We start from the raw sequence: 12,832 nt of genomic DNA on the forward strand, positions 1-12,832 counted from the left end.
GCATGACACGCGGCCGCCTCACTGTCGCTCATGCCACGCTGTTCCGAACGATGATGCGAACACGACATCGGTGGCAACGCTGCGCGTGAACTCGCGGCGATTCGGCTCATGGATGCGGATCGGGAAAGCCGTGGCGCTCGGAGAGCGCGGCGAGGATCGCGTCCTTGTCGGCGATGAAGGCGCGGCCCTGATGAGTGCCGGTCTGGTGCGGCGAGGTCGCTCCGTCAGCCAGAACCAGCAACGGCAGCGACTGGTTCTCCTCGCCGAGAAGCGCGATCACCGGCTGCCTGGGGCGCGACCATGCGATGCGCTCGACATCCAGCTTTGCGGCGAGCGGCGGAAACGAGGCCAGCACGCCCTCGATCAGCGCGCAATGCCAGCAATAGAACAGCCGCCCCGGAAAGGCCGGATCCTCGAAACCGGGGCGCAGCAGAAACAGGCGGTCGCGCGTCATGGATCGCTCCGAAGCCTGCGGTCCTTTTCGCGACGTTGCAAAAGGCCTTCGCGTGACGGCTACTTGAATGGATCCTGGATCGACGGCGAGGACTGCCGGATGCGGCGCACGCTGACCGGCGTGCCGTCGGAGACGAACAGCAATTCGTAGCGCCGTCCCTCGCTGTCGGTGGCGGAGCAGGTGACGTCGTTCACCTTCCTGGCGGCGAAATTGCCGGTCTGGCGACAGAGACCGGTGGAGGCCTGCTCAGCCGGCACCGGCAGGCCGTCGACCTTGGGGCGGTCCTTGGAGTTGAGCAGCATGCGGTCGATCGGCAGCTCGTAGGAATTGTCATCGGCGCGCTTGCCGTTCTCACCGGAGAACGACACCACGTGGCTGTCGTCGGAGGGATCGTCGACCGCAACCGCGAAATTGACCCGGCCCTTGTCGCCATGGGCGTAGGCCACCGTCTTGCAGGCGAAGGTGCGGCCGGCGACGTTGAACGTCTTGCAGTGACCGGACATCAGCGCCAGCAGGTCGACAAAAGCGTTCGGCGCCGGCGGATTGTTGACCGGGATCGGCTTGGAAGCGTCGGCAAAACAAGGGCTTAGCGAAACGGCAAGCGTGGTGGCCAAAGCAAGCATGGCGGCCAGCGGCGGTCGGCAGAGGCGCATCGGAGGGCTCACGTGCCAGGGAACCACGCACAAGCTCCGGACCATAACCATTGAACAGCCAATTGGTTGCGATCCCGTTTGTCTTGCCGACCCCGTCTGGAATACCACCGCGCCACCCCCAACGGCGATTCGCCCCAATCGCCCAACCCGTCCCGCGGGAACTTGCCGTCAGGCCGGTGTTTTTTTCGTGGCGGAGCTACCCCATCGCCGCCTGCCAGAGCTTGTCGCGCAGGGACGGGCGGCGGTGCAGGCGGGCATTTAGCAGGGCGCGGGCGCGGGGCAGCTCACCACTGCGCATGAGTGCGACGACAAAACTGTCTTCGATCAGCTCGCGCTGAGCATGGCTGCCGCCGATGCGCACCACCTGGTCAAGCACGGGCGCGAGCGTTTGCACGCATGATGCGTAATCCCCATCCGCAAAGGCCGCCAGCGCCCGGAAGATCGCCGGCACCACGGGGCCGGCCGGCAGCTTGCCCTCGGCGAGCCGCTGCTCGATGGTCGCAAGCCGCGCGGTGAGCGCCTCGCGGTTTTGCGTCGCGGCCGCGAACAGCGCCATGTGGACGTCGGCGAAAGACAGGCTCGACTTTGGAAACAGCTTTTGCGCGGCGTTGTCGGCTTCCTGCCACAGCGTCTTCGGCACGGTGTGGCCGTAGGCCGACAGGCGCCAGAGCAGCGAGGCGGAGTCGGTGATGACGTTGAGCGGCGGCGCCTGCGTGGCTGAGGGTTGCAGCACGTCGGCATAGATCGACAGCGCGCGCGCCGCATCGCCATGCTCGAGTTCGCCGAGCGCCTGATGCCAGCGGATATGGCCGTGCAGGATTCCGGCGCGATCGTAAGAGGGAATCCAGTCGTCGACGAGGCGGTCAGCCGCTTCGATCGAGCCGTCCTCGAACATCGCATGCAGCACCGCGTGCGCGGCATGGGCGTTGGCCCGGCGGAGGTTGAAGCCGCGCTCCGTCACGCCGCGGCCGCGCGCGACATCGCCGTTCTCGGTCATGGCCCAGCCATACATGGTCAGGAACCACCAGTCCTCGCCGTAATGCTGCGCGAGCCGCTCGCACAGCTCATGCCGTGCGCGATCGTGGTCGGCCATGCCGGAGAACGCGAACAGGCCGAATGCGCCGAGCGGCAGCGACAGCACCATTGCATCGCGGGGCCATTCGTCGACGTGCTTCAGCGTCGCTGCGATCGCTTCTGGCAACCGGCCTTCGATCGCGAGCGCCAGCGTCTCGACATGCGAGCGCTCGCGCGCGGTGCCGCGCTTCGCCGCCAGCTTGCGCGCGAGTGCCGCCTTGCTTCGGGCGAGATCGCCCTGCTGGTAGAAGGCGTGCACGCGGGCGCGCGCGATATGGGAAAGCGCAAAATCCGGGTCAGCCGCAACCGCGCGCTCCAGCGCCTCCGCCGTGCCTGTCCAGCCCGACAGCATGAGGTCGACGCCTTCGCGATAGGCGCTTGCTGCCGCATCGGATTCGGTGGAGAGCGGCAGGCCGTAGCGATCCTGATGCGCCATCGTCGTCTCCGAAGTTCACGCGGTCCGCGCGCGGCGGCCTTCGATCGGGTAGGCGGGATCGTTGTAGCCCGGCGTCGAGGGATGGCCCGGGACGACCAGCCTGTCGATGAGTGCCTCGTCATCAGCTGTGAAGGGATAGTCGAGCGCACCGACGTAGCCGTCCCACTGCTCCTCGGTGCGCGGGCCCGCGACGATCGAGGAGACGAAGGCGGAGTTGAGCACCCAGGCCACCGCGAACTGGCCCGCGGTGATGCCCTTCTTCTCGGCGTGAACCTTGATCTCCTGCGCGAGCTGGAGCGACTCCGGCCGCCATTCGGTCTGCATCATGCGGGTGTCGTTGCGCCCCGCGCGCGTCTCCTTGTCCGGAGCTGCATCTGGCTTGTACTTGCCGGTGAGCACGCCGCGCGCCAAGGGGCTATAGGGCACGATGCCGAGGCCGTAATGGGAGCAGGCCGGAAAGTGCTCGACCTCGGGCATGCGGTTCATGGCGTTGTAATAGGGCTGGCTCACCGCGGGACGGTCGATGCCGAGGCGATCGCAGATGTTGCAGATCTCGGCGACGCGCCAGGCGCGGTAGTTCGAGACGCCGAAATAGCGCGCCTTGCCCGCGCGGATCAAATCGCCCATCGCGCGCACCGTCTCCTCCAGCGGCGTCGCATGATCTTCCTTGTGCAGATAGTAGACGTCGATGTGGTCGGTGCCGAGCCGCCTCAGGCTCTCGTCGACGGCCTGCAACACCCAGCGCCGCGACAGCCCGCCGCGGTTGGGATCACTGCCCGTTGAGGTGTTCATGGGGTTGGCGAGCTTCGTGGCGAGCACCCAGGCGTGACGATTGCGAGCAATGGCGCGGCCCACGACCTCCTCGGAGGCGCCCTTCGAATACGCATCCGCCGTATCGATGAAATTGATTCCGGCATCGCGTGCCTTGGCGATGATCCGCGTTGATGCGGCTTCATCGGTCGGTCCGCCGAACATCATGGTGCCCAGACAAATCGGCGACACTTTCAGGCCGCTGCGGCCGAGCTGACGGTATTGCATGGGCTGTTTCCTCAGTGCTTAATTGGCCCCAGCATAGCCAGCTACCCCCGTCATTGCGAGCGCAGCGAAGCAATCCAGAGTCCCTCCGCGGAAAGATTCTGGATGCTTCGCTCCGCTCGCAATGACGAGATCTGGCGTGGAGCCTACCCCGGCCCCTTCAATATCTTGAACACGCCATTCGCCATCACGATGCAGCGGCCATCCACCGTCACCTCCGTGCTCATGAAGACCAGGCTTCGCGTCGAACGGACCACGCGCGGGCGGGAGATCAGGATGTCACCGATCTGGCCGGCCTCGACGAAATGAGTGTCGAGCTGCACAGTCGCCATGAATTCCTTGCCGGAGACGTAACGGGCGGTCATGCCGCAGGTGCGGTCGGCGAATGTCATCATCACGCCGCCCTGGACCATGCCGCGGCGGTTGTGGTGCTTGTCCTCGGTGGCGAGCGCGAATTCGTAGTGGCCGTCGACCTTGCGCTCCCACAGGGGCCCGATCAGGTGCATGAAGCCCGTGGTCTCCATGATGCTCCAGCCGTCTGATTTGAGCCTTGCGGCGGCCTTGCTGGTCATGTCGTCGTCCGTTCCTGTGCGGTCCCTGCGATCTCGTTTCATCGGGGCCGCAGGTGGTGTAGTCAAGCATCATGAGACCGTTCGACGATGCCACACGGCGGAATATCGCGGCTGCCTGCGCCGCCTTCACGCGCCTGCCTGAGGAAAAAGCACCAATGGCATTGAAGCGCGCCGCGGTGGCGATTGCGCTGACCGCGAGCGAGGGAGACGACACCGCATTCCTGCTCACGCTGCGCGCATCGCACTTGCGTGCCCATCGCGGACAATGGGCGCTGCCCGGCGGTCGCTGCGATGCCGGCGAGACGCCGGTCGAAGCGGCGCTGCGCGAGCTCGACGAGGAGCTTGGTCTCCGCCTCACGGATGCCGAGGTGCTCGGCACGCTCGACGACTATCCGACGCGCTCGGGCTATCTGATCACGCCGGTGGTGGTGTGGGCCGCCGCCAGTGCCGCGATCAGACCGAACCCGGACGAGGTCGCTTCCGTCCATCGCATTGCGCTCGACACCATCGAGCGCGATGACGCCTTCGATTTCGTCGCGATCCCCGAGAGCGCGCGCCGCGTGATCCGCTTCCATCACCAGACAAGCCTGATCCACGCGCCAACCGCGGCGCTGATCTACCAGTTCCGCGAGGTGCTTGCGGGCCGGCACACCCGCGTGACCGAGCTGGAACAGCCGGTGTTCGCCTGGAAGTGACGCAAGGGGCGAAAAAATTAGGTAAACGGCGCGTTAACGTGACGGTTACCGGATGCCTGCTAGGAGGGCAGCATGCATCATTCGATTCGAAATAGCCTCTCTCGACGCAGCCTTGCGCTGGTTCCACTCGCGCTCGCCTTGCTCGCGCCCGCCGCGCGAGGCGGCGAGGCCGAGGCTCTGCCGCCCGCGGTCCGCGATGCCAACGCCCAGTTGCTGTCGCAGTTTTTTGCGCAAGGCGGCGCCTCGCCGGCCGTGCTCAAATATCGCCGCAAGCTCGCCGAATATCAGGCCGCGCGTGCCGCCTTCGACGCCGAGGCCGGCGCCTATTGGAGCCAGATCTCGGAGAAGCGGAAAGGCCGCAACGCCAAACGGCGCAGTGGGCAGCAGGTCACGCTCGATGATTACGTGCTGGAGCATCCGCCACTCTATAACGGGCCAAAGCGGCCGGCGAATCCGGAGCCTGAGGAAACGCCGGACCGTCCCGCCAAAAAGCCGATCCCCGTTGTCGCCGACTTCCTGCGCGCGGCGCAGGAGCTCTACCAGTTCACGCCGCAGCGCCCGGCGAGCGAGGTCGAGTTCAAGCGCGCCTATGCGCGCTACGCGCTCGCCTCCGGGCTGACGCGCGAGCAGGCGGTGCGGGTCTATGCGTTCGAGACCGGCGGCACCGGCAGTCACGACGTGCAGGCGGGTATCGAGCATGGCGGCAAGCGCGCGATCTCGACCGCGATGGGCTACAACCAGCTCCTGACGACCAACAGCGTCGAGCTGCTGGCCGAACAGGGCCACGAACTCATTCGCGCCCTCGCCGAGAAGGTGGCGCGCACGTCGGGACCGGCCCGACAGGCACTCGAGCACAAGCTCGTCGTGTTGAAGAAAATGGTGGCGCATGCCAAGTCGGTGCCGGACACCTGGTCGGAGCACGAGAAGATCGGCAACACCGCGCAGGGCTGGGCGATGCATGCGATGGTGATCGACATCGATGTCGGTCCGATGCTGCAGACGCATAAGCTCCTGACGTCGGTGCTGTTCGCCCGCGCCAAGGGCTACAGCCGTCCGCTCACCGCGGCCGAGCTCGAGATGATGAACCTCACCGGCGACGGCACCGGCCTCGACATGGTGACGATGCCGCAGCCGATGCGCGAGCAGGTGCCGACCTCGAACTTCTTCCAGCGCGGCGGCTACGAGCGCAACCCGGTCGCAATCCGCCACAACACGGTTGCCAAGCTGCTCGCGGTGACGGATGAGCGGATGGACGTGAACAGCGGCAAACCCGGCGCAAGGGAGCTGGCAGGAGCGTTTTAACAGCGCCGCCCTGGGGCAAAGCGAATCGTGCGCACTATTTTCGATCAGGGCGCGCCGATAAAAGTTGGGCACGGCGCAAACGCGCCTTTGGCCAGCCTACGGCAGCATCGTCGTGGCGAGGTGCACGTCCCCTACTGATCCGGGCCGAACTTGAACTTGCCGTCGCCTTCCAGATACGGGCCGCTGCGCATGTAGAGCTGGCCGTTGTGACCGATGAAGAACAGGGTGCCCTTCGGCACCTTCTTGGCGCCCTTCAGCAGTTCGCCGGCGTTGCTGGTGCCCATCTTGTAGGAAAAGGTCTTGCCTTCCTTGTCATAGGCGTAGCCCGTGTCGGGCTTGAGCTCCCACGGCGTTGCCGGGACTTGCGCCAATGCGGGCGCGGCAAAGGCGCCGAGCGCGACTGCAATTGCAAATGGCTTGATTAATGCCGTCATTCCCATCCTCCCACGGTCGGGACATTCCGGGCTTGAACAAATCACGAACGGCATGTCCTGGTCAATTTGCGAAAGCGCCGCAGCGCATCAACTCTTGCCCAGCAGTTTGTGATTTTCCCTTAGTCCCCTCGCGACTATGTTCCGCTTTCCGTCTAGAACGCAACTCGACAAAATTATGGGTAGGGATGATTCGAATGCGCCATGTGATTAAGCTTTGCTGGGCTGCTGCATTGTCGTTGACGGCGCTGGCGCCGGCCCGGGCCGATGATTACCAGCTCAGCCACAACCAGCGCATCTCGTGCAGCCGCGGCCTTGCGCCGGGCAAGCTGAACACGGCGACCTGCAAGTCGTACACTTATCTCTTCAACACCAAGACCTCGGAATATTTCCGCTGTCAGGTCTCGCTGGCGCTGACCCGGGACAACAAGGAAGTCATCAACGTCCAGACCGACGGCGGCTGTACCAAGAAGCCGCGCATCTTCGAGACCGACGGGAAGTATGATTTCGATGCGACGGAGACCGAGCCGCCGAACACCAACTCGTTCTTCGGGCCCGGCGGCTATTCGATCTGGGCCGCCGACGTCAGCGCGCAGAAGGTCCGCGGCTGCGTCACCATCTCCTCCGGCCTCGGCTCCGACATCTCCAAGTGCCTCGACATGACGTTCCAGTGAGATCGAGCGGTTCGAACCTCATGGGTTCGGTGGTGCATCGCAACGCGGCTGCGCCATGTCGCCGCAGCCGCCAAGTTCCCGAAATCGAGCCGGAACGGCCATCTACCGCAGTCCTGTTTTGCCTTTTGGATGGGTTGACCGGCCCCTCTCATCCGGCCAATTTCCCCGCCGGTTTGGGGAGTACAACAATCATGAAACGGACGATTTTCGCCGCGGCCGCGGCCGCGGCTCTTGCTCTGGCGGCGTCGGCACCTTGCGCGCAGGCGCAATCCTTCATCAACGTGCTGACCGGCGGCAGCTCGGGCGTCTATTATCCGCTCGGCGTCGCGATCGGGAAGATCTACGGCGACAAGATTCCGAACGTGAAGACGCAGGTGCAGGCCACCAAGGCGTCGGTCGAGAATCTGATCCTGCTGCAGCAGGGCCGCGGCGAGCTGGCATTCACGCTGGGCGATTCGCTCAAGGCCGCCTGGAACGGCGAGGAGGAAGCGGGCTTTAAGGCCAAGCTCGACAAGCTCAGGACCATCGGTGCGATCTATCCGAACTACATCCAGATCGTCGCGACGACTGAGTCCGGCATCAAGACGCTAGCCGACCTGAAGGGCAAGAGCCTCTCTGTCGGTGCGCCGAAGTCGGGCACGGAGCTGAATTCGCGCGCAATCCTCAGCGCTGCCGGCATGAGCTACAAGGATCTCGGCAAGGTCGAGTACCTGCCGTTCGCCGAATCGGTCGATCTCATGAAGAACCGGCAGCTCGCCGCCACCCTGCAATCGGCCGGGCTCGGCGTCGCGTCGCTGAAGGACCTGTCGACCTCGAGCCCGATCACCGTGGTGTCGGTGCCGAAGGAGACCGTCGACAAGATCGGCCCGCCCTTCATCTCCGCGATCATTCCGGCCAACACCTATGCAGGCCAGGACAAGGATGTGCCGACGGCTGCCGTCGTGAACTACCTCGTCACCAGCTCGGCGGTGTCGGACGATCTCGCCTACCAGATGACGAAACTGGTTTACGAGTCCCTGCCGGAGCTCGCCAACGCGCATGCGGCGGGCAAGGAGATCAAGCTCGAGGCCGCCCCCAATGGCAGCCCGGTTCCGCTGCACCCCGGCGCGATCCGCTATTACAAGGAAAAAGGGCTGATCAAGTAAGGTCGGTCTCGCAGTAGGGCGTCATGGCCGGGCTTGTCCCGGCCATCCACGTTCTGGAGCAAGGCGAGAAAGATCGTGGATGCCCGGGCATGACGGCGCGGGTGGACCGTGCCAAGCTATAAGCGCTGGACGGCTGGGAACGAATTAAAATGCTAGAAAAGGCAGAGGCCACTGAGGCCCCCATCAAAGTCGAGTTCGACAATTTCGAGCACGGCTTTCCCGAAGGCTTTGGTCCGGGCTGGTGGGGCCAGCTCGCCTACTGGATCGGCATCGCCTTCGCCACCTTCCAGCTCTATGTCGCCGCCTTCAACTATCTGCCGAGCCAGGTGGTGCGCGGCGTTCATGTCGGCTTCCTCATCCTGCTCACCTTCGGCCTGATCGCAAACTTCACCGCGAAGAGCAATTTCGGCCGCGCGCTCGGCTGGGTGGTCGGCGGCGCCGGCTTTCTGTGCGGGCTCTACCAGTGGATATTCTACGCCGATTTGATCGCGCGCGACGGCGACCCGACGCGGCTCGATCTCGTGGTCGGCACGGTGCTGGCGGTGCTGATCTTCGAAGGCACGCGGCGGCTGATGGGCGCGGCGCTGCCGCTGATGTGCGGCGCGTGCCTCGTCTACTGGTTCTTCGGCCAGTACCTGCCGTCGCCACTCAGTCATCGCGGCTATGATTTCGACCAGATCGTCACGCATTTGTCGTTCGGCACCGAGGGCTTCTACGCCGTGCCGATCTACGTGTCGGCGACTTACATCTTCCTGTTCATCCTGTTCGGCTCGTTCCTGGAGCGCGCCGGCATGATCCAGCTGTTCACCGACGTCTCGCTCGGCCTGTTCGGCCGAACCCGCGGCGGACCTGCGAAAGTCGCGGTGTTCGCCTCGGGCATGATGGGCACGATCTCCGGCTCGGGCGTCGCCAATGTCGTGACCGTCGGCCAGTTCACGATCCCCTTGATGATCAGGTTCGGCTATCGCCGCGCGTTCGCCGCCGGCGTCGAGGCCACGGCCTCGATGGGCGGACAGATCATGCCGCCGGTGATGGGTGCGGTTGCCTTCATCATGGCCGAGACGCTGGGCGTGCAATATTCGGAGATCGTGAAGGCGGCGGCGATCCCGGCGATGCTCTACTTCGCTTCCGCGTTCTGGATGGTGCATCTGGAAGCCGGCAAGCACGGTCTCGTCGGCATGAAGCGCTCGGAAATCCCGAGTGCCTGGAAGGCGCTGGTGACGCGCTGGTACCTCGTGCTGCCGCTCGGGGCCCTGATCTACATGCTGTTCGAGGGCTTCACGCCGCTCTATGCCGGCAGCATGGGCCTCGCGCTGACCGTGGCGCTGATTCTTGGCACTGCCATCACGGCCGGCGTCTCGGCGACGGCCATCCGCTATATCTTCTGGATCGGACTTGCGCTCGTTGTCGCCGCGCTCTCGCGTGACGGCCTGAAGATCGTGCCGGTCGCGAGCGTCGTCGTCGGATTGATCGTGATCACCGCCTTCGTCCGCGGCGGCTTTGCGGCGTTGCGTGCCTGCCGCGACGCGCTGGCCGAGAGCGCGAAATCCGCCATCACTGTCGGCATGGCCTGCGCCATTGTCGGCGTCATCATCGGCATGATGTCGCAGACCGGCGTCGGCACCATCTTCGGCGGCTGGGTGATCGGGCTCGGCGAGAAGAGCCTGTTCCTGGCGCTGATCATGACCATGCTGCTGTCGATCCTGCTCGGCACCGGCATCCCGACCATCCCGACCTATATCATCACCGCCGCGCTCGCCGCGCCGGCGCTCGCGAAGTTAGGAGTGCCGTTGATCGCGAGCCACATGTTCGCGTTCTACTACGGCATCATGGCCGACCTCTCGCCGCCGGTGGCGCTGGCGGCGCTCGCGGCGGCGCCGATCGCCAAGGAGAACCCGGACAAGATCGGCTGGGAGGCGATGCGCATCGCGCTCGCCGGTTACGTCATCCCCTTCATCTTCGTCTATTCGCCGGCATTGATGCTGCAGGCCGGCGATCCCATGGAGGCCAGGCTTGGCTTCTACGGCGCGGTGGCGCTCGCGACCTTGAAGGCGCTGGTGGCGATCGCGCTGTTCGGCATGGCGGCGATCGGCTTCCTGTTCACGCGGCTGACGCTGATCGAGCGCCTGGTCACGCTCGGCGCCGCGTTCTGCCTGCTCGGCGATTTCGCGTTCAGCGACACTGCGGGCTTCGTGCTCGCGGCGGCGATCGTGCTGTGGCAATGGCGGCAGCGCCCGCCGGCGCCTGTCGAGGCGGCGTGAGCCTCTGCTTGGCAACAGCGGGTGGCGTGAAGGCGCTGGCGCTCACGGCCTTCACGCTGGTCTGGACGCATTCGATCGCGAAGGTCGATTGGCAGGAAGACTGGCGCGTCACGCCCGCCGGCCTCGAACTGGTACAGGCCCGAGTCAAGGGCACCGGTCCCGGCATGGAGCCGCCGCCCGAGGCGCGGCTGGTCGACGGCTGGTTTCAGTGGCAGCCGCAGCGCGAAGCCATGCAAGAGGTCGTGCTCGGCAATTCGGGCGCAGCGGGGGAGTGGCGGCTGTGCCATGAGGGACAGTGCCGGACGCTGTCGCAGATTGTCGGGCATCCCATTGGTGCCAACGTCACGACGATGAAAGTCTGCAACGATCCGTAGCCCGGATTGCGCTGCGCTCCATCCGGGCTACAACAAGAACAACAACAAGGAGACACGCGATGGATCGGCTCAAGGGCAAGGTTGCGATGGTCGTGGGGGCCGGTTCGATCGGCCCCGGCTGGGGTAACGGCAAGGCGACCGCGGTGACCTTCGCGCGCGAGGGCGCGCAGGTGTTTTGCATCGATCGCAACGGCACTGCGGCCGAGGAGACCGCAAAAATTATCACCGGCGAAGGCGGCAAGGCGACCGCGTTCACGGCCGACGTCTCGCGGGCGAGCGAGATCGAGGCGATGGTGGCGGCATGCCTGAAGACCTATGGCCGCATCGACGTGCTCGACAACAATGTCGGCATCGCCGAGATGGGCAGCGTGGTCGAGGTGACTGAGGAGAGCTGGGACCGCGTCTTCAGCGTCAACCTCAAGAGCGCCTATTTCGCCATGAAGCACGTCATCCCCGTCATGGTGAAGCAGGGCGGCGGCTCGATCATCAACATCTCCTCGATCGCCTCGATCCGCCACATGGGCATCTCCTACGTGACCTACGGCACCTCGAAGGCGGCGATGAACCAGATGACGCGCACCACGGCGATCGAGTTCGCGCGCCACCACGTGCGCGTCAACGCGATCCTGCCCGGCCTGATGAAGACGCCGATGGTCGAACATTCCGCAGGACTTGCCGCCAGCTACGCCAAGGGCGACGTCGAGGCGATGTGGCGCGCGCGCGACGCCCAGGTGCCGATGGGGCACATGGGCGATGCCTTCGACGTCGCCAACGCCGCGCTGTTCCTGGCGTCGGACGAGTCGAAATATGTGACGGGGATCGAGCTCGTGGTCGACGGCGGGATCACCTGCAAGGCGGGGGCGTAGCCCCAATCTCTGCTGTGGTCCCGGATCTGCGCTGAGCCTATCCGAGGCGACAGGCGGGAGTGTTTGGCGACCTATTGCGCCAGCGCGAGAATCCCGCCGGCAAACGCATGCCAGGCCGCCGTCTCGCTGATCGGCCAGTTCAGCACCTTCACCGTCAGCAGCGCGAGCGTGCCGAAGATATAGACCGGGTGCACGCGGCCTTCGCTGCGCCAGTCGCGCACCATGGCGACGGCGAGCAGAAGGGAGGCGACGACAGCCGGCGCGATCGTCACCGGCACCGGCGGCGGGCCCGGCGGTCCGGGAGGCGCCAGGAAGGTTAGGAACCAGCGTGCGATCGCGGCATCGAGGATCGAGACCGCGGCCAGCAGCATCAGGCGCTTGTGAATTGCGGGCCTGCGCGTATTCATGATCGCCAGCACGAACACCCCTGCGAAGAACGCGATCCCGCTCATCGGCACGATCGAGAAAGCGATGCCGGCCTCGCGCTGCCCGAGTGCTGCGGCATGCTGCATCACGTGCACGGAGGCGAGGAAGCCGAAGATCGTCATCGCAGTCGCGAGCGACACGCCGGCGATGCCGAGCGCGCGGTGATTGACCACGCGGCCCGAGGCCGCGAGCCAGGTCTGGAGCACGAAATAGAAAGACCAGGTGAAGAACAAGAGCCCGTGAAAGTGAATCACCGGGCTTGCGGACAACGTCCGGTTGGCGAGCGGAATCCAATAGGTCGGTGCGAAGCCGAGAAATGCGGTGGCCGCGCAGGCCAGAGACATATGCAGATAAAAATATCGTGCAGGCGACGCATCTCGCGCGCGTACACGACGGTCGTCGGTCAGGGTCGTCATCAGGAGTGAGTCTGGGAA

14 protein-coding genes are annotated in these 12,832 nt (G+C 65.2%); 7 read left to right on the top strand and 7 right to left on the bottom strand.

Going from position 1 to position 12,832, the window contains the following annotated elements; translation table 11 throughout:
* Positions 1-106 precede the first annotated feature (106 nt).
* From IVB28_RS02865 to IVB28_RS02885, 5 genes are all read right to left on the bottom strand, one after another.
* Entirely contained in the window at positions 107-454 is a 348-nt protein-coding gene (locus IVB28_RS02865) for a DUF3088 domain-containing protein (protein WP_247524543.1), read from the bottom strand.
* Between the two features lie 59 nt (positions 455-513).
* Positions 514-1,107, bottom strand: coding sequence for a hypothetical protein (locus tag IVB28_RS02870; protein ID WP_247524544.1), 594 nt, complete (start codon positions 1,105-1,107; stop codon positions 514-516).
* A gap of 196 nt (positions 1,108-1,303) precedes the next feature.
* Positions 1,304-2,617, bottom strand: a complete 1,314-nt coding sequence (locus IVB28_RS02875; RefSeq protein ID WP_247524545.1) for a tetratricopeptide repeat protein — start codon at positions 2,615-2,617, stop codon at positions 1,304-1,306.
* Between the two features lie 15 nt (positions 2,618-2,632).
* Positions 2,633-3,655, bottom strand: a complete 1,023-nt coding sequence (locus tag IVB28_RS02880; protein ID WP_247524546.1) for an aldo/keto reductase — start codon at positions 3,653-3,655, stop codon at positions 2,633-2,635.
* Between the two features lie 143 nt (positions 3,656-3,798).
* Entirely contained in the window at positions 3,799-4,224 is a 426-nt protein-coding gene (locus tag IVB28_RS02885; protein WP_247524547.1) for a PaaI family thioesterase, read from the bottom strand.
* 71 nt (positions 4,225-4,295) lie between these two features.
* Here IVB28_RS02885 and IVB28_RS02890 point away from each other — a divergent pair, with 71 nt between their 5' ends.
* Positions 4,296-4,919, top strand: coding sequence for a CoA pyrophosphatase (locus IVB28_RS02890; RefSeq protein WP_247524548.1), 624 nt, complete (start codon positions 4,296-4,298; stop codon positions 4,917-4,919).
* Positions 4,920-4,991: 72 nt separating this feature from the next.
* Positions 4,992-6,221, top strand: coding sequence for a hypothetical protein (locus IVB28_RS02895; protein ID WP_247524549.1), 1,230 nt, complete (start codon positions 4,992-4,994; stop codon positions 6,219-6,221).
* Between the two features lie 131 nt (positions 6,222-6,352).
* On the opposite strand, the gene IVB28_RS02900 is transcribed toward IVB28_RS02895, so the two are convergent.
* Positions 6,353-6,655 carry a hypothetical protein gene (locus IVB28_RS02900; RefSeq protein ID WP_247524550.1) on the bottom strand — a complete coding sequence of 101 codons (303 nt, stop codon included), beginning with the start codon at positions 6,653-6,655 and terminating at the stop codon, positions 6,353-6,355.
* 194 nt (positions 6,656-6,849) lie between these two features.
* Here IVB28_RS02900 and IVB28_RS02905 point away from each other — a divergent pair, with 194 nt between their 5' ends.
* From IVB28_RS02905 to IVB28_RS02925, 5 genes are all read left to right on the top strand, one after another.
* Entirely contained in the window at positions 6,850-7,326 is a 477-nt protein-coding gene (locus IVB28_RS02905; protein WP_247524551.1) for a hypothetical protein, read from the top strand.
* Between the two features lie 191 nt (positions 7,327-7,517).
* Positions 7,518-8,471, top strand: a complete 954-nt coding sequence (locus IVB28_RS02910; protein WP_247524552.1) for a TAXI family TRAP transporter solute-binding subunit — start codon at positions 7,518-7,520, stop codon at positions 8,469-8,471.
* A gap of 149 nt (positions 8,472-8,620) precedes the next feature.
* Positions 8,621-10,732, top strand: a complete 2,112-nt coding sequence (locus tag IVB28_RS02915; RefSeq protein ID WP_247524553.1) for a TRAP transporter permease — start codon at positions 8,621-8,623, stop codon at positions 10,730-10,732.
* Positions 10,693-11,106, top strand: a complete 414-nt coding sequence (locus IVB28_RS02920) for a DUF1850 domain-containing protein (RefSeq protein WP_247524554.1) — start codon at positions 10,693-10,695, stop codon at positions 11,104-11,106. The genes IVB28_RS02915 and IVB28_RS02920 overlap by 40 nt, the downstream gene beginning before the upstream one ends.
* Positions 11,107-11,165: 59 nt before the next feature.
* Positions 11,166-11,972: a glucose 1-dehydrogenase gene (locus tag IVB28_RS02925; protein WP_247524555.1), complete on the top strand. Its 807-nt coding sequence runs from the start codon at positions 11,166-11,168 to the stop codon at positions 11,970-11,972.
* Between the two features lie 71 nt (positions 11,973-12,043).
* Here the strand turns inward: IVB28_RS02925 and IVB28_RS02930 are convergent, their stop codons facing one another.
* Complete coding sequence (locus IVB28_RS02930) at positions 12,044-12,814, bottom strand: hypothetical protein (RefSeq protein ID WP_247524556.1); 771 nt, start codon at positions 12,812-12,814, stop codon at positions 12,044-12,046.
* Positions 12,815-12,832: the final 18 nt, after the last annotated feature.

Source organism: Bradyrhizobium sp. 199 (assembly GCF_023073355.1).
In the GTDB taxonomy this organism is placed as follows: domain Bacteria; phylum Pseudomonadota; class Alphaproteobacteria; order Rhizobiales; family Xanthobacteraceae; genus Bradyrhizobium.

Coding starts and splice junctions, on each gene's coding strand:
- IVB28_RS02890 (WP_247524548.1), top strand. CDS start 4,296: ATGAGACCGTTCGACGATGCCACACGGCGGAATATCGCGGCTGCCTGC.
- IVB28_RS02925 (WP_247524555.1), top strand. CDS start 11,166: ATGGATCGGCTCAAGGGCAAGGTTGCGATGGTCGTGGGGGCCGGTTCG.
- IVB28_RS02915 (WP_247524553.1), top strand. CDS start 8,621: ATGCTAGAAAAGGCAGAGGCCACTGAGGCCCCCATCAAAGTCGAGTTC.
- IVB28_RS02895 (WP_247524549.1), top strand. CDS start 4,992: ATGCATCATTCGATTCGAAATAGCCTCTCTCGACGCAGCCTTGCGCTG.
- IVB28_RS02875 (WP_247524545.1), bottom strand. CDS start 2,617: ATGGCGCATCAGGATCGCTACGGCCTGCCGCTCTCCACCGAATCCGAT.
- IVB28_RS02905 (WP_247524551.1), top strand. CDS start 6,850: ATGCGCCATGTGATTAAGCTTTGCTGGGCTGCTGCATTGTCGTTGACG.
- IVB28_RS02900 (WP_247524550.1), bottom strand. CDS start 6,655: ATGACGGCATTAATCAAGCCATTTGCAATTGCAGTCGCGCTCGGCGCC.
- IVB28_RS02920 (WP_247524554.1), top strand. CDS start 10,693: ATGGCGGCAGCGCCCGCCGGCGCCTGTCGAGGCGGCGTGAGCCTCTGC.
- IVB28_RS02885 (WP_247524547.1), bottom strand. CDS start 4,224: ATGACCAGCAAGGCCGCCGCAAGGCTCAAATCAGACGGCTGGAGCATC.
- IVB28_RS02870 (WP_247524544.1), bottom strand. CDS start 1,107: ATGCGCCTCTGCCGACCGCCGCTGGCCGCCATGCTTGCTTTGGCCACC.
- IVB28_RS02930 (WP_247524556.1), bottom strand. CDS start 12,814: ATGACGACCCTGACCGACGACCGTCGTGTACGCGCGCGAGATGCGTCG.
- IVB28_RS02910 (WP_247524552.1), top strand. CDS start 7,518: ATGAAACGGACGATTTTCGCCGCGGCCGCGGCCGCGGCTCTTGCTCTG.
- IVB28_RS02880 (WP_247524546.1), bottom strand. CDS start 3,655: ATGCAATACCGTCAGCTCGGCCGCAGCGGCCTGAAAGTGTCGCCGATT.
- IVB28_RS02865 (WP_247524543.1), bottom strand. CDS start 454: ATGACGCGCGACCGCCTGTTTCTGCTGCGCCCCGGTTTCGAGGATCCG.